14 protein-coding genes are annotated in these 14979 nt (G+C 71.6%); 7 read left to right on the top strand and 7 right to left on the bottom strand.

What is annotated here, in order from left to right; translation table 11 throughout:
- Positions 1-14: 14 nt before the first annotated feature.
- Positions 15-1112, bottom strand: coding sequence for an FAD-dependent monooxygenase (locus tag ACWEMY_RS20935; protein ID WP_452391359.1), 1098 nt, complete (start codon positions 1110-1112; stop codon positions 15-17).
- Positions 1113-1211: 99 nt separating this feature from the next.
- Between ACWEMY_RS20935 and ACWEMY_RS20930 the strand changes: the two genes are divergently transcribed.
- Complete coding sequence (locus ACWEMY_RS20930; protein WP_452391358.1) at positions 1212-1751, top strand: TetR/AcrR family transcriptional regulator; 540 nt, start codon at positions 1212-1214, stop codon at positions 1749-1751.
- A gap of 2 nt (positions 1752-1753) precedes the next feature.
- Here ACWEMY_RS20930 and ACWEMY_RS20925 read toward each other — a convergent pair whose 3' ends face one another.
- Genes ACWEMY_RS20925 through ACWEMY_RS20910 form a run of 4 tightly spaced genes read right to left on the bottom strand, consistent with a single transcriptional unit; the run spans position 1754 to position 6775 of the window.
- Positions 1754-3187 (bottom strand): GntP family permease, encoded by a 1434-nt coding sequence (locus ACWEMY_RS20925; protein ID WP_452391357.1) that lies wholly within the window; start codon positions 3185-3187, stop codon positions 1754-1756.
- Positions 3188-3197: 10 nt separating this feature from the next.
- On the bottom strand, positions 3198-3839 hold the full coding sequence (locus ACWEMY_RS20920) for a bifunctional 4-hydroxy-2-oxoglutarate aldolase/2-dehydro-3-deoxy-phosphogluconate aldolase (RefSeq protein WP_452391356.1): 642 nt from the start codon (positions 3837-3839) through the stop codon (positions 3198-3200).
- Positions 3836-5449, bottom strand: coding sequence for an N-acyl-D-amino-acid deacylase family protein (locus tag ACWEMY_RS20915; protein WP_452391355.1), 1614 nt, complete (start codon positions 5447-5449; stop codon positions 3836-3838). The genes ACWEMY_RS20920 and ACWEMY_RS20915 overlap by 4 nt, the downstream gene beginning before the upstream one ends.
- A 9-nt stretch (positions 5450-5458) precedes the next feature.
- Positions 5459-6775, bottom strand: coding sequence for an amino acid deaminase (locus ACWEMY_RS20910; protein ID WP_452391354.1), 1317 nt, complete (start codon positions 6773-6775; stop codon positions 5459-5461).
- A 92-nt stretch (positions 6776-6867) separates the two neighbouring features.
- Here ACWEMY_RS20910 and ACWEMY_RS20905 point away from each other — a divergent pair, with 92 nt between their 5' ends.
- From ACWEMY_RS20905 to ACWEMY_RS20890, 4 genes are all read left to right on the top strand, one after another.
- Positions 6868-7908, top strand: coding sequence for a sugar kinase (locus ACWEMY_RS20905; RefSeq protein ID WP_452391353.1), 1041 nt, complete (start codon positions 6868-6870; stop codon positions 7906-7908).
- A complete protein-coding gene (locus ACWEMY_RS20900; RefSeq protein ID WP_452391352.1) occupies positions 7905-8675 on the top strand; it encodes an IclR family transcriptional regulator in 771 nt (256 codons plus the stop codon). Before ACWEMY_RS20905 ends, ACWEMY_RS20900 begins: the two co-directional genes overlap by 4 nt.
- A 5-nt stretch (positions 8676-8680) precedes the next feature.
- Entirely contained in the window at positions 8681-9091 is a 411-nt protein-coding gene (locus ACWEMY_RS20895) for a RidA family protein (RefSeq protein WP_452391351.1), read from the top strand.
- A 98-nt stretch (positions 9092-9189) separates the two neighbouring features.
- Positions 9190-9357: a hypothetical protein gene (locus ACWEMY_RS20890; protein WP_278265880.1), complete on the top strand. Its 168-nt coding sequence runs from the start codon at positions 9190-9192 to the stop codon at positions 9355-9357.
- A gap of 4 nt (positions 9358-9361) precedes the next feature.
- On the opposite strand, the gene ppc is transcribed toward ACWEMY_RS20890, so the two are convergent.
- Complete coding sequence (gene ppc, locus ACWEMY_RS20885) at positions 9362-12133, bottom strand: phosphoenolpyruvate carboxylase (RefSeq protein WP_452391350.1); 2772 nt, start codon at positions 12131-12133, stop codon at positions 9362-9364.
- Positions 12134-12180: 47 nt separating this feature from the next.
- Entirely contained in the window at positions 12181-12738 is a 558-nt protein-coding gene (locus ACWEMY_RS20880) for a sugar O-acetyltransferase (protein WP_452391349.1), read from the bottom strand.
- Positions 12739-12830: 92 nt separating this feature from the next.
- Between ACWEMY_RS20880 and ACWEMY_RS20875 the strand changes: the two genes are divergently transcribed.
- Both ACWEMY_RS20875 and ACWEMY_RS20870 read left to right on the top strand, forming a co-directional pair.
- The gene (locus ACWEMY_RS20875) at positions 12831-13469 is read left to right on the top strand and encodes a TetR/AcrR family transcriptional regulator (RefSeq protein ID WP_375938323.1); all 639 of its coding nucleotides are present in this window, start codon (positions 12831-12833) and stop codon (positions 13467-13469) included.
- Between the two features lie 80 nt (positions 13470-13549).
- Positions 13550-14935 carry a lipase family protein gene (locus ACWEMY_RS20870; RefSeq protein WP_452391348.1) on the top strand — a complete coding sequence of 462 codons (1386 nt, stop codon included), beginning with the start codon at positions 13550-13552 and terminating at the stop codon, positions 14933-14935.
- The last annotated feature ends 44 nt before the right edge of the window (positions 14936-14979 follow it).

Genomic DNA, 14979 nt, shown 5'->3' with positions numbered 1-14979 from the left:
CGCATTCCGACTGCTCAGCAGGTCCAGTCGAGGATCGGGGCCATGGAACGGAGTTGGGCCGAGGACGGGGTCAGGCGCAGGGCGGTGTCGCGGAGGGCCACCAGTGGGGCGGCGGAGAGCTGGCCGAGGGTGCCGAGCTGGGCGGAGCGGCGGGTGATCATCCGGGTGCGGGGGCGGCGTTCGTGGTCGTAGCGGGTCAGGCCGTCGGGGTCGGCGGCGTGGCGGGCCAGGACGACGGCGTCTTCGAGGGCCTGGCAGCCGCCCTGGCCGAGGTTGGGGGTCATGGCGTGGGCGGCGTCGCCGAGCAGGGCGATGCGGCCGGCGGTGAAGGTGGGCAGGGCGGGCAGGTCGTAGATGTCGTTGTGCAGCACCGTGTCCGGGTCGGCGGCGGCGAGCAGGGCCGGGATCGGGTCGTGCCAGTCACCGAAGCGGGCGCGGACCGCGTCGAGCCCGCCGGGTGCGTGTTCGGCGGCATTGTCGACGGCGAACCAGTAGAGCCGTCCGTCCTTCAGCGGCGCGATGCCGAAACGCGCGCCGCGGCCCCAGGTTTCGCCGAAATCGGCGGGTGGGTCGGCGAGCTCGACGACGGCGCGCCAGGCGGTGTACCCGGCGTAGCGGGGCTCGACGTCACCGCAGACCGCGCGGCGCACCACACTGCGCAACCCGTCCGCACCGACGACCAGATCGGCGGTCGAGGTCCCCGCCGAGTGCACGACGGTGCCGTCGGTCCGCGCCTCGCGCACCGAGATCCCGGTGCGCAGCACACCGGCGGGCAGGGCGGCGCGCAGGATGTCGAGCAGGTCCGCGCGGTGCAGGATCACCGGTGTGCCGAAGCGCTCGCGCAGCGCGGCGATATCGGTGCGCGAGAGCCATCGCCCCCGGGTGTCGCGGATGCCCGCCGAGGTCCCGTCGATCGACTGCCCCCGCACCGCGGCACCCACACCCAGCGCGTCGAGGGCACGTAAAGCGTTGCTCCACAGCGAGATTCCCGCGCCGACGGCGGTGATCTCCGGCGCCCGCTCGAGCACCTCCACCGACCACCCCCGGCCGTGCAGGGCCAGCGCCGCGGCCATTCCCCCGATACCGCCGCCGACGACGATCGCTGTAGCCATCCGGTCTCTCCTCGCTTCAGGTCTGCCGCCACGCTACTACTGCTGTAGTGCCGCACACTACGACTGTAGTGATCGTCACTACGGGCGTAGTATCGCCGCGTGGTGTCGAAACGGGAGCAGGTCCTCGACGCGGCCATCGAGGTGCTGGGCACCCGGGGTTCGCGCGCGCTGACCCATCGCGCGGTGGACGAGGCGGCGGGCCTGCCCACGGGCTCGGCGTCGAACTACTTCCGCACCAGGGCGGCCTTGCTGTCGGGGCTCGCCGAACGGCTCGAGCAGCACGATCACGCCGACTGGGCCGCCCTGGATCAGGTACTGACCCTGTCCACCCTCGACGATCTGGTGGAGGGCCTGGCCCGGTTCGCCGTGCACGCCACCACCGAGGGCCGCGTCCGCACCCAGGCGCGCCTGGCCCTGTTCGGGGAGGCACAGACGATGCCCGCGCTGCACGAATCCGTGCGGCGCGGGCATCGGCGCCTGCGGGCCATGGCGATCGAGCTGACGGCCCTGGCCGGGGTCGGCGCGGCCGAGGCGGGCATCCTGGTCGACTATCTCGACGGGGTCATCATGCACCGCCTCACCGGCGCCGACTCCGATCCGCGCCCGGCGCTGGCCCGGCTGGTCCGCGCGCTGACCTGAGCTCAGACGATCGCGAACAGCAGCGCCGCGACCGCGAAACTCACCACCGACAGGATGGTCTCGAGCACCGTCCAGGTCTGCAGGGTCTGTTTGACGGTCATGTTGAAGTACTTCGCGATGATCCAGAACCCGCCGTCGTTGACGTGGCTGAGGATGATCGACCCGGCCGCGATGGCCATGGCGATCAGCGCGATCGACATCTGCGAGTACCCCTGCCCGGTCACCAGCGGCGCGACGATGCCGCCGGTGGTGACGATGGCGACCGTCGCCGAGCCCTGCGCGATCCGCAGCCCACAGCTGATCAGGTAGGCCAGCACGATCACCGGCAGCCCGGCCGCGGACATGGTGTCGGCCAGCGCGGTACCGATCCCGGTGGCCGAGATGACCTTGCCGAAGAAGGCGCCCGCGCCGACGACCAGCAGCACCATGCCGACCGGCTTGAGCGATTCGGCGGTGATGGTGCTCAGTTCCTGCACGGTGGACCCGCGCCGGATACCGAGCACATAGAAGGCCACCAGCACCGTGATGAGCAGCGCGACCGCGGGCGTGCCGAAGAAGGTGAGCACCTGCAGCAGCGCCGAATCCTGTTCCAGCAGTTGGTATCCGAAGGTGGCTCCCAGGATCAGCACCAGCGGGATCGCGATGATCGCGCCGATCAGGGCCACCGAGGGCGGCGACTTGGTGAGCACGGCGGTGCCACCGGCCCCCTCGGCACCGTCGGGGTCGGCCTCGGGTTCGAGCGGCACGAATTCGGTCGGCACGGCCACCTGCACGCGCTTGCCGATCCAGGTTCCCCAGACGATGCCCGCGGCGACGAAACCCGGGATGCCGCAGACGAATCCCATGATGATCAGCCAGCCCAGACTCACCCCGAGCAGACCGCCCAGGGCGACCGGGCCGGGGTGTGGCGGCAGGAAGGCGTGGGTCATCGAGAGCCCGGCCAGCATGGGCATGGCGTAGAGGACCAGGGACCGGCCGCCGCGTTTGGCCGCGACGTAGACCAGCGGCGCGAGCACGAAGATGCCGATGTCGAAGAACACCGGGATGCCGAAGATGAGACCGAGCAGCCCCATCGCGACCGGCGCGCCCTTCTCGCCGAACATCCTCAGCAGCCGGTCGGTGAGCACGTCGGCGCCGCCGGAGCGTTCCAGGATGGCGCCGAGCACGGTGCCCAGACCGATGATCACCGCGATGTGCCCGAGGATGGCGCCGAAGCCCGTCTCCAGTAGGGACTCACCGGCTTTGAGCGGTGTGCCGACGATCTGCTCGACCGGTAGCCCGGCCGCGAGTGCCAGCAGCAGGCCGGTCAGCAGCAGCGCGACGAACGGCTCCAGTTTGATCTTGATGATGGCGAACAGCAGTACGGCGATGGCCAGACCGCACAGAACCAGCAACCCGGGGGTGGTGGTGCGCAACCAGTCGACAGTGGCGCCCATGGGATACCTCTCAATCAAGCGAATGGACGAAGCGTGCGGCCCGGGAGCCGATCCGGGACCAGTGCGCGTTCGCGACGTCCGCGGGGGCCACCACTTCGGTGCCCGCGGTGACGGCGATCGCGCCCGCCTGGAGGAAATCCCGTGCGTTGTGGGAGTTCACGCCACCGGACGGGATGAGGAAGATGTCGGGGAAAGGCCCGAGCAGGTCCTTCAGGTAGGCCGGGCCGAGGGCGCGGGCCGGGAAGATCTTCACCGCCGCGGCCCCCAGCTCGACCGCGGCCAGCACCTCGGTCGGGGTGAAGGCGCCCATGATCACCGGAATGCCGTGTTCCACCGCCACTTCGGCGACTTTCGGGCGCAGCGCGGGGGTGACCAGGAAGCGCGCGCCCACCTCGATGGCGGCCTCGGCCTGGGCCGGGGTGGTCACAGTGCCTACGCCGATCACCGCGTCGGTGACCGCCGCGGCCTTGCCGACGGCGTCGAGCACGCCGAGCGTGGTGAAGGTGAGTTCGACCGCGCGCAGCCCGGCGCCTGCCAGGGCCGTGGCCAGTGCCGCCGGGTCCGGGATCTCGGGGGCGCGGACCACGGTGAGGGCCCGGTCGGCCCGGATCACGGCCAGGGCGGGCGAGGACGAGCTGAGCAGCGGGTTCATCGGGTTTCCTTTCGCCGGGCGTCCGCGCGCAGGGCCCGCCCGGCGCGCACGCCGGTCGGGATGCCGTCACGCAGCGCGAATTCACCGTTGACCAGGACGTGCTGGATGCCGCGCGCCTGCCGGCGGGGGTTGTCGAAAGTGGCGGTGTCGTGGATGGTCGCCGGGTCGAACACGACCAGGTCGGCCGCGTGCCCCGCGCGCACGAGGCCGCGATCGGCCAGCCGCAACCGCGCGGCGGGCCTGCCGGTGAGGTGGTGCACGCACTCCTCGAGGCCGAGCACGCCCAGCTCGCGGACGTAGCGGGACAGGTAGCGCGGGAAGGTGCCCCAGGCGCGCGGATGCGGGCGGGCGCCGACGAGCAGGCCGTCGCTGCCGCCCATGTGCCCGGGGTCGGTCATGATCGCGCGCACGTTCTCCTCGTGGCCGACGTGCTGGAGGATGGTGGTGGCCAGCTGGTCGCGGCGCAGCAGGTCGAAGAACACCTCGACCGGCGCGACCCCGCGTTCGGTGGCGATCTCGGCGACGGTGCGCCCGACGTGGGCGGACAGCGCGTCGTCGGCCACGCCGCTGATCTGGATGGTCTCCCATTCGACGGTGACGCCGTGACACCCGTCGGACCCGGTGACATCGACGTCGACGGCGATGTGGGCCCGCGCGTGCGGGTCGTCGAGCCGGGCCAGCGCGGCATCGGGTCCACCGGACATCGCCCAGCTCGGCAGCAGCGCCGAGAGCGTGGTCGAGCCGGGGAGATACGGGTAGGTGTCGAGGGTGATGTCGCAGCCCTCGGCCCTGGCCAGCGCGAGCAGGGCGAGGAATTCCGGTGCGCGGCCGCGGTTCACGCCGAAGTTGAGGGTGGCGTGGGTGAGGTGCAGCGCGCAGCCGGTGGCGCGGGCCAGCCCGATCATCTCCGCATAGGCTTCGAGCGCGCCCGCGCCGTAGGAGCGGGTGTGCGGCGCGTAGAAGCCCCCGGCGGCGGCGACCACCGCGCACAGGGCGGCGAGTTCGCCGGTGTCGGCGTACATTCCGGGCGTGTAGGTGAGCCCGCTGGACATGCCGACCGCGCCTTCCGCCAGCCCCTGCGCGAGCAGCGCGCACATGCGGTCGATCTCGGCGGTGGTGGCCGGGCGTTGCTCGGTGCCCACGACCAGCAGGCGCAGCGTGCCCTGCGGCACCAGGTAGGCGGCGTTGGGGGTGATGCCCTCGTCGAGCCGGTCCAGGTATTCGCCGACGGTGCGCCAGGTGAAGTCCAGGCCGGTGGGGTTGCCGTTCCAGCCGGCGATCTGCTTGCGCACCACCGCGAGGGCGGCGTCGTCGATCGGGGCGTAGGACAGGCCGTCCTGCCCGCTCACCTCGGTGGTGACGCCCTGGGTGATCTTCGGGATGTGACCGGGATCGGTGAGCAGGTGCAGGTCGGAATGCGCGTGCATGTCGACGAACCCGGGCGTCAGCACCGAACCGGGCTCCGTGGCAACGGGTTCCACGGCAGCACCCAGTGAGTGGGACGGGCCGATCGCGGCGATGCGGCCGTCGCGGATCAGGACATCCGCGGGCGTGCGCGGGGCGCCGGTGCCGTCGATGACGGCGATGTCGCGAAAGAGCAGTTCTGTCATGGTCGTCCGTCAGAAGTAGGTGCGGATCAGCTCGCGCACGCGGGGCCGCTCGGCGTCGGCGTCGTCGATCACCGGGATGAGCCGCCACTTGTCGAAGGCCGTGCACGGATGTGACAGGCCGAGGCGCACCACGGTGCCCACGGGCAGGTCGGCCGCGCTCGCGCCGGGCAGGTGCAGGAAGGTGTGCTGGTCGTTGAGGGCGGTCACCTCGGCGCCGGATGGCAGTGCGGGCCCGCCGACGACGAGCTGCGGAACCGGCAGACCCTCGTCGAACGGGAAGTCGCGCTTGCCGCCGTCGAGCAGGGCCAGTTCCGGCTCGGGGCGCGAGACCACGCGCGCCCAGCCGTGCATGGCGGCGCGCAGGCCGGGTGCCATCGCGGGCGCGGCGAGCGGGGAGATGCTCGCGTAGAAGCCGTCGTCGTGGACGAGGTAGGCGCCGCTGCGCAGCACCACGGTGGTCGATCCGTCGGCGGTGGCCAGGCCCGCGAGCGCGTCGACGACCAGTTCCGGATAGGCGCTGCCGCCCGCGGTGACGATCGCCGGGCCGGAGTAGGCGCCCGCGGCGAGCAGTTCGGTGTGCAGGGTGGCGAGTTCGGTCAGGTAACCGCGCACGGCGTCCAGACCCGCCGGGCTGCGGTCGTGGGCCAGCGCTCCCTCGTACCCGGCGACCCCGGCGAGGGTGAGCCGCTCGCTCGCCCGGATGGCCGATGCCACCGCGTGCGCCTCGGCCCTGGTCCGCGCGCCGGTTCGGCCGTGCGGGCCACCGAGTTCGACCAGCACCCGTACCGGCGGGCCGGGCGGTGAGGTGCGCAGGATCGCCGACATCGCCTCGACGGTGGCGACGCTGTCGGCCCAGCAGGAGAAGGCGAACTCGTTGTCGCGCGCGGATTCGGCGGCGGCCCAGGACAATCCGACCGGATCGACCAGCGAGTTGGCCAGCATGATCCGTCCGACGCCGAACGCGCGCGCCAGCTGCGCCTGCCAGCCGGTGGCCAGGGTGATCGCCCAGGACCCGGCCATGAGCTGCTCGCGCCACAGCTGGGGAGCCATCGTGGTCTTGCCGTGCGGGGCCAGCGCGACACCGGCGATGGCCGTCCACTCGGCCATCAGCGCGAGATTGGCGTCGAGTCTGCCGCGATCGAGGGTGAGCAGCGGGGTCTGCCACTGCCACAGTTCCGGCGCGGTACCGAGATACTCGCGCACGTGCTGACCCCAGGCGGCGGGCGGGACGCTCTTGTCCTGCGGACCCAGCATCCGATCGGCCAGCCCGTCCACCGCGTCGTCGTCGATGATCACAGCGTCCCTTCGGTCATACCGTCTGAGCATTGCATAATTCGCAACGCGAGTTGCACTGAATGTTTCTGCTCGTTATTGTGCATCGAGAGCACTGTGACCGCAACCACGAAAGGGCGACAGAGGTGACGCAGGCCATATCGGCACCACCGCGGGCGGTCACCGTCGGCGAGGGGCTGGCGGTGCTGATCGCCCGGCCGGGACCGCTGGAGCTGTCGGATCTGTTCGAGCGCGGAGCGGGCGGCGCGGAGGCGAACGTGGCCGTGGTGCTGGCCCAGCTCGGGGTCGCGGCGGCGTGGCTGTCGCGGGTCGGTGACGACGGATTCGGGCGCTACCTGGTGGCCCAGCTGGCGGCGAGCGGGGTGGATATCGGCGCCGTCGCGATGGACACCGAACGCCCCACCGGCCTCTATCTCAAGGAGCGCGGCAGCGGCTCGGACGCGGCGCACGACCTCTCCGCCCTGGCCAGCCGCATGCACTACTACCGCGCCGGGTCGGCGGCCAGTGCCCTGTCCCCCGCCGACCTCGCGACCCCGGCCGCCCGGTCCCTGCTCGACCACGCCGACCTGGTGCACTTCACCGGCATCACCCCCGCCCTGTCCGACTCGGCGAGCGCCCTCACCCACGCCCTGCTGAGGACGCCGCGCCGCTCGCTGGTCAGCTTCGACCTCAATTACCGCCCGGCCCTGTGGGGTTCGCGCCTGGACACGGCCGCCGACGAACTCGCCGCCCACATCCGCGGCGCCGACGTGGTGCTGCTCGGCGCCGACGAGGCCGCCGAACTGTTCGGCACCGACGACCCGGCCGCCCTGCGCGCCACCTTCCCCGAACCCGCCCAGCTGATCGTCAAGAACGACCGGCACAGCGTCACCGGATTCGACGGCGACACCGCCGTCGAGGTACCGGCCCTCACCCTGGAGATCACCGAGCGGATCGGCGCCGGTGACGCTTTCGCCGGCGGCTACCTGGCCGCCCTGCTGCACGGCGCCGACCTGCGCACCCGCCTGCGCTACGGCCATCTGTGCGCCGCCGCGGCCCTCACCGCGCCCGGCGACGCGGCGAAACTGCCACCGGCACAGGAACTCCGGCACCTGGCGTCGCTGCCGGAGCCGGCGTGGGCGGCCCTGCGCTACCCGCGGGTAATGGATGGGACGATCGGGTCATGAGCCAAAGCGTGTCGCGCGCCCTGACCATTCTCATCGCCCTCGGCGAGAACGCGCAGTCCCTCGACGAGCTGGCCGGGCGGCTCGGCGTCCACAAGTCCACGGTGCTGCGCCTGTTGCAGACCATGCAGGCCGAACGGTTCGTGGTGCGCGACGCGGCGCACCGGTACTCGCTGGGCACCCGGATGTTCGAATTGGCCAGTCACGCACTGGAGAACCGCGATGTCCGCACGGTGGCGCGCCCGCATCTGAGCGCGCTGGGCGCTGCCACCGGGCAGACCGTGCACCTGGCCGCCTACGAATCCGGCGACGCCGTCTACATCGACAAGGTCGACGCCGAACAGGCCGTGCGGATGTACTCGCGCATCGGCAGACCCGCGCCGCTGCACTGCACCGCGGTCGGCAAGGTCCTCGTCGCCGCGCTGCCCCGGGCCGAATGGTCCACCGTCGCCGCGCGATTGGACTATCACCCGTTCACCACCCGGACCCTGCGCACGCCCGAGCAGTACCTGGCCGAACTCGAGCGGGTCGCCGCGCAGGGCTTCGCCGAGGACCACGAGGAGCACGAGAGCTTCGTCAACTGCGTCGGTGTGCCGGTGCGCGACGGCATCGGCGAGGTCGTCGCCGCGGTCTCGGTCTCGGTGCCCGATGTGCTGCTCGACCACGATCAGGTGCTCGCGCTGTTGCCCCAGCTCCGGGCGACCGCCGACGCCATCTCCGCCGAACTCGGCTGGGCCCCCCGCCGAGACGTCCCCGCGAGGAAAGGCTGACCCCCATGTCCGACAAGATCGCCGTGCGCACCACCGACGCGCCCGCTCCCGCGCACACCTTCTCCCAGGGCGTGCGCAAGGGCCCGTTCGTCCAGGTCTCCGGGCAGGGCCCGGTCGACCCGGCCACCAGCGAGTATCTGCACCCCGGCGATGTCGCCGCGCAGACCACCCGCACGCTGCGCAATGTGCTGGCGATCGTCGAGGCCGCGGGCGCCACCTTCGACGATGTGGTGATGCTGCGTGTCTATCTCACCGAGCGCGAGGATTTCGCGCTGATGAACGACGCCTACGGCGCCTTCGTCACCGAGCACACCACCGGCGACGTGCTGCCCGCGCGCACCACCGTGTTCACCGGTCTGCCGCGCGCGGAGATGCTCGTGGAGATCGACGCGCTCGCGGTGGTCACGGATCGGTAGCGGCCGGAATTCGCCGTAATCGGGGCGTCCGAGCGGCGGGGATATGCTTCTATGGGCAATCCCCCAGCCCGGGGTACCGCACTATCGAGGACGTACCTATGTTTGCCAAGACCGCTCGCCCACTCGCCATCGCCGCGCTCGCCCTGTCGGCCACCGCGCTCGGCGCCGGAACCGCCTCGGCCGCCACCGCGCAGCCCGTCGTCGGCTCGGTCGCCATCTGCGCCGGTATCCCGGTGGGACCGATCACCGTCAGCGTGTGCCTGTAGCGCGCTAGCCCGAGTTGCGCAGGGCGGTGGCCAGGCCGTTCATGGTGAGCAGGATCCCGCGCTTCACCAGTTCGGAGTCGTCACCGCCGCGCAGCCTGCGCAGCAGATCCACCTGGAGCTGATTCAGCGGCTCCAGGTAGGGGAAACGATTGTGGATCGACTCGGCCAGCGACGGGTTGTCGCTGAGCAGTTCGGCGTGCCCGGTGACCGCCTCGTACATGCGGATGGTGCGGGCGTGTTCGTCGCGGATCATGCCGAAGATCTCCGCGCGCAGCTCCGGGTCCTCGACCAGCCCCGCGTACCGGGCGGCGATGTCGAGATCGCTCTTGGCCATCACCTGCGCGAGGTTCGACAGCACCGTGCGGAAGAACGGCCAGCGGTGGTAGAGCTCGGTGAGCCGGGCCAGGCGGCCGGGATCGCCGTCGACCCAGTCCTCGAGCGCGGTGCCGGTGCCGTACCAGCCCGGCAGCATGACGCGGGCCTGGCTCCAGGCCATCACCCACGGAATGGCGCGCAGGTCCGAGACCGAGTTGGTGGGTTTGCGCGAGGCGGGGCGGCTGCCGATATTGAGATCGCCGACCTCGGCCACCGGGGTGGACTGGCGGAAGTACTCGACGAAGCCCGGGGTGTCGTGCACCAGGCGCGCGTAGGCGGCGCGGGCGCGGGCGGCGAGGTCGTCGAGCAGTTCGTAGGCCGGTTCGGCGTCATCGCCCAGACCCTCCACGTCCAGCAGGGTCGATTCCAGGGTGCCCGCGATCAGTGATTCCAGATTGCGGTGCGCCGCACCCTGTTCGGAGTACTTGGCGGCGATCACCTCGCCCTGTTCGGTGAGCCGCAGCGCCCCGTGCACCGCGCCCGCGGGCTGGGCGAGGATGGCGTCGTAGCTGCGCCCGCCGCCGCGACCGACGGTGCCGCCGCGACCGTGGAACAGCCGCAACCGGATGCCGGTCTCGCGGGCGACCTCCACCAGGTCCAGTTCGGCCCGGTACAGCGCCCAGTTCGCGGCCAGGTACCCGCCGTCCTTGTTGGAATCGGAGTAGCCCAGCATCACCTCCTGGCGCATGCCCGCCGCGGCGACGAGTTCGCGGTACACCGGCACGTCGAGCACCGCCGACAGTGTCGCCGCCCCCGCGCGCAGGTCCTCGATCGTCTCGAACAGCGGCACGATCCCGACCGGGCAGCTCGGCGCGCCCTCGGCCGTCCCCGGGTCGAGGATGCCCGCCTCTTTCAGCAGCAGCGCGGCCTCGAGCATGTCGCTGACCGAGGTGCACATGCTGATGATGTAGTTCGGCACGGCCGCGGCGCCGAAGGTGTCGATCACGTCCTTGGCCGCGCGCAGCACCCCCAGCTCCTTGACTGCCAGCTCGCTGAGCTGCGCGCGCGGGCCCAGCAGCGGCCTGCGCGTGCGCAGTTCCCCGGCCAGCAGCGCGACCCGCTCGGCCTCGGGCAGTCCCACGTAGTCGGCGTGCACCCCGGACCAGGCGAGCAGCTCGGCGACGACCTGCTCGTGGACCTCGGAGTTCTGCCGCATGTCCAGGCCCTGCAGGTGGAAACCGAAGGTCTCGATCGCGTGGCGCAGGGCGGCGAGCCGGTCGTCGGCGAGCAGGCCGTCGCCGCTGGCGCGCAGGGACGCGTCGACGGCGTCGAGGTCGTCGAGGACGGCCTGCGGGGTCGGATACGGTTCGGCCCCGGTGTCCAGCCCGCTCTCCGGCAGCACCCCGAGCGCGCGCCGGGCGGTGGCGCTGAGCCGGGCCCGGATCGCGTGCAGCGCACGGCGATACGGTTCGTCGGCGAAGAACGCCGGGTCCTCGTACCCGGCCTGCGCGAGCGCGGCGACCGCGTCGGTGACCGGCACCAGCCTGCCCGACTGCGACAGCGACTTCTCCAGTTCGACCAGTTCGCCGAGATAGCGGCCGAAGGCGAAGGCGGCGGCCTGCTCGGCGGCGGTGTGCACCACCTCGGCGGTCACGAACGGGTTGCCGTCGCGGTCGCCGCCGATCCAGGAACCGGGGCGCAGGATGGGCCGGGCCAGCAGGTCGGCCTCGGGCCAGCGGTAGCGCAGCGCGGCCCGCACCTGGGCGTTGATCGCGGGGATCACGTCGTAGAGGGTCAGGTCGTAGTAGCGCAGGCCGACGGCGATCTCGTCCTGGATGCGCAAGCGCGCCAACCGGATCAGCGCGGTGCGCCACAGCGTCAGCACGGCACGGCGGATGCGCAGTTCGCTCTCGTCGTAGCCGGGCTCACCGGGGCCGAGCCTGCGGCGCAGCCGCATCAGCTGGGTGATCTCGGACTGCACGTCGAAGACGGTGCGCCTGCGGGTCTCGGTGGGATGGGCGGTGATCACCGGCGAGACCAGCGCGTCGGCCAGCAACTCGCCCACCGTCTCGCCGTCGAGCTCGGCGGCGTCGAGTTTGGCGTAGGTGGCCGCCAGCGAGGAGTCCTGCGGCGGCTCCCCGGCCGCGACGTGCACGGCGCGGCGACGGTCGCGCTGGAGGTCCTCGGCGAGATTGGCCAGCAGCACGAAATAGCTGAACGCCCGGATCAGCGGGATGGCGACCTCGGTGGGTGTGCCGTCGAGCATGTCCGCGACCGCGCTGCGCTCGACCTCCTCGCGACGCACCCGAAACGCCTCGATCCGCACCCGTTCGATGAGGTCGAACACCTCGGGGCCCTCGTGGTCACGAATGGTGTCGCCCAGGATGCCGCCGAGAAACCGGATGTCCTCGCGCAGCGGCCGGGTCGCTTCCTGCTCCGTCTCGATCCGCGCTTCGCCCATGGACAGACAGTATTGCCGCGCGGCCCCGGGCGCGACCCGGCGACGCGCTAGAGGGCGCGGATCACCCGGGCGGGGTTCCCGGCGGCGAAGACGCGGTCGGGCAGGTCGCGGGTCACCACGCTGCCCGCGCCGACCACCACGTCGTCACCGATGCTCACCCCGGGACACACGATCACCCCGCCGCCGAACCAGGCGTTGTTCCCGATCCGGATGGGCGCGGCCGATTCCCAGCGCTGCCTGCGCTTGTCGTGGTCGTCCATCGGATGCAGGGCCGTCAGCAGCTGACAGCGCGGGCCGATCGAACAGTCGTCACCGATGACGATGGGCGCGCAGTCGAGCAGGATGGCGTCGTAGTTGAGGAAGCTGTTGGCGCCGATCTCGATGAGATAGCCGTAGTCGCACTGGAATCGCGGCATGATCCACGAGCCCTCGCCGAGCTTGCCCAGCAGGTCGCCGAGCAGCGCGGTGCGCCGGTCGGTCTCGTCGGGTCCGGTGCGGTTGAACTCGTCGCAGAGCCGTTGCGCCTGTTGCCTTTCGGCCACCAGCTCCGGATCGTTGTCCCGGTACAGCTCCCCCGCCAGCATCCGCTGCTTCTGCTCACCCATGCGGCCGAGTCTAGGGCGCGAGCGGGCGGGCTCGGCGTCGCCGCGGGTGTCTGGGCCAGTCCGTCCGGGACGACGGTCAGTAGGGTCGAGGAGTGAAACCGGCTCGGACTCGACACAACTACACCGGAACCTCGGTCGCCGAACGGCAGGTCGAGCGGCGGGCGCTGTTCATCGAGGCGGGGCTGAGCGTGTTCGCGGAGAAGTCCTACGCCAACAGTTCGCTGACCGATGTCTGCGCGGCGGCGGGACTGTCGCGACGGCAGTTCTACGAGCTGTTCGCCGACCGCGAGGAACTGCTCGTCGCGGTGTACGACAGCGTGCAGGGCCGGGCCCGCGCGGCGGTCGCCGAGGCGCTGGCAGCGAGCGGGTCGAGCGATCTGCGCGAGCTGGTCGACGTGGCCATCCGCGCCTACACCCAGGCCATCACCGCCGATATCCGCGGCGCCACCGTGGCCTTCGTGGAGATCGTTGGGGTGAGCCCGGCGGTCGAGGCACATCGCGCGGGCATCCGGGATCAGTGGGGCGAGGTGGTGCAGGCGATCGCGGCGGAGGTGCCGGACGCGCGCACGCCCCCCGGCGGCTGGCGGGTGGCCATGGCGGCCTTCATCGGCGCGGTCAACGGCGCCGTGCACCAGTGGAGCCTCGACGACCCGCGCCCACCCGTCGACGTGCTGGTGGAGGTCTTCTCCACCCTGCTCAACGCGCTGACCTCGGACGTCGCCCCCCGCTGATTGCGATCTACGCCACACCCGTGCGATAGTAGCCCTCATTGAGACGACGCCGTCTCAAATCATGTGAGGACAGAGCACGAATGACATCTCCTACCGTTGCGCGGTGGCTCGCCCTGGTCACCGGCGTGATCGCGGTGAGTTCGGCCATCGTGGCAGGCCCCGTCGCGGCCGAACCGGCGGGCATCGCTCCCGCGCCGGTGATCCCGCTGCCGCCCGAGCTGGACCCCGGCTTCTATCTCCCACCCGCCGAGGTGGTCGCCGCGACCGTGCCGGGGCAGATCATCGCCGCCCGCCAGGTCACCGTCGCCGACTTCGGCCTGCTGCCGATCGACGTGGACGCCTGGCAGGTGTCCTACCGCTCGAACAACAGCCGCGACGAGGCCATCCCCGCGGTGGCCACGCTGATCAAGCCGCGCGGCACGGCGGTGGCGCCGCGCAAGCTGCTCTCGGTGCAGCTGGCCGAGGACTCGACCGCGGGCTATTGCGCGCCGTCGTATGCGCTGCAACACCTCTCGGTGGCACCGGTCGCCGGGCAGATCGTCGTCCCGGCCGAATTCCTGTTCGCCCAGGCGGCCCTCGCGCAGGGCTGGGCGGTGGTCGTCCCGGATCACCAGGGCCCGAACTCGGCCTACGCCGCCGGTCCGCTGGCGGGCCGGATCACCCTCGACGGCATCCGCGCCGCGACGAATTTCGCCCCGCTCGAGGCCGGACCGGACGCGCGGGTGGGCCTCTACGGCTACTCCGGCGGCTCGATCGCGACCGGGCACGCCGCCGAACTGCACGCCTCCTACGCGCCCGAACTGAACATCGTCGGGGCCACCGAAGGTGGGGTCGGCGCCGATCTGGGTGCCGCGCTGCGGATGGCGAACAATCAGGCCACCTCGGGCCTGGTCTTCGCGGCCGTGCTCGGCCTCACCCGCGAATACCCCGATTTCGCCGCCTATCTCGACCAGCGGCTCGATCCCCTCGGCAAGACTCTGCTGACGGTGAAGTCACCGCTGTGCGTGCAGTACCAGTCCGCGCTGCTGCCGTTCCTGAACCTGACCGGCATGATCGGCTCCGACGGCGACCCGCTCGACGACGCGCCCGTCGCCGCCATGCTCGCCGACACCAAGATGGGCAAGACGGTGCCCGACATGCCGCTGTTCGTCTGGCATTCGGCCTGGGACGAGATCCTGCCCCTGCCCGCCGCCGACGCCCTCGTCGACACCTACTGCCGCGACCCGGACACCTCGCTGACCTACACCCGCGACCACGCCAGTGAGCACATCGTCGCCGAGGTCGTCGGCGGCCCGGCCGCCCTGCTCTGGCTGCGCGACCGCCTCGACGGCATCCCCGCCACCCCCGGCTGCACCGTCAGCGACGCGGGCACCATGGCCGCCACCCCCGGCGCACTCGGCTTCCTCGGCGACACCCTCGCCGCCAAGTTCGCCACCCTCTTCGGCACCCCCCTCGGCTCCCACTGAGCCACCCCGCGAATCCCCTGGCCGCTCCCTCGTCGCCGCCAGGG

It is taken from the genome of Nocardia sp. NPDC004415, from assembly GCF_053602435.1.
Note: the sequence above shows the minus strand (reverse complement) of the source record. Positions and strands in the feature narration are given on the sequence as shown.

What these genes read in the sequence shown, in the direction of transcription:
- ACWEMY_RS20935 (WP_452391359.1), bottom strand. Translation starts at nt 1,112, where the DNA reads ATGGCTACAGCGATCGTCGTCGGCGGCGGTATCGGGGGAATGGCCGCG.
- ACWEMY_RS20925 (WP_452391357.1), bottom strand. Translation starts at nt 3,187, where the DNA reads ATGGGCGCCACTGTCGACTGGTTGCGCACCACCACCCCCGGGTTGCTG.
- ACWEMY_RS20920 (WP_452391356.1), bottom strand. Translation starts at nt 3,839, where the DNA reads ATGAACCCGCTGCTCAGCTCGTCCTCGCCCGCCCTGGCCGTGATCCGG.
- ACWEMY_RS20915 (WP_452391355.1), bottom strand. Translation starts at nt 5,449, where the DNA reads ATGACAGAACTGCTCTTTCGCGACATCGCCGTCATCGACGGCACCGGC.
- ACWEMY_RS20910 (WP_452391354.1), bottom strand. Translation starts at nt 6,775, where the DNA reads ATGCTCAGACGGTATGACCGAAGGGACGCTGTGATCATCGACGACGAC.
- ACWEMY_RS20900 (WP_452391352.1), top strand. Translation starts at nt 7,905, where the DNA reads ATGAGCCAAAGCGTGTCGCGCGCCCTGACCATTCTCATCGCCCTCGGC.
- ACWEMY_RS20895 (WP_452391351.1), top strand. Translation starts at nt 8,681, where the DNA reads ATGTCCGACAAGATCGCCGTGCGCACCACCGACGCGCCCGCTCCCGCG.
- ACWEMY_RS20890 (WP_278265880.1), top strand. Translation starts at nt 9,190, where the DNA reads ATGTTTGCCAAGACCGCTCGCCCACTCGCCATCGCCGCGCTCGCCCTG.
- ppc (WP_452391350.1), bottom strand. Translation starts at nt 12,133, where the DNA reads ATGGGCGAAGCGCGGATCGAGACGGAGCAGGAAGCGACCCGGCCGCTG.
- ACWEMY_RS20880 (WP_452391349.1), bottom strand. Translation starts at nt 12,738, where the DNA reads ATGGGTGAGCAGAAGCAGCGGATGCTGGCGGGGGAGCTGTACCGGGAC.
- ACWEMY_RS20870 (WP_452391348.1), top strand. Translation starts at nt 13,550, where the DNA reads ATGACATCTCCTACCGTTGCGCGGTGGCTCGCCCTGGTCACCGGCGTG.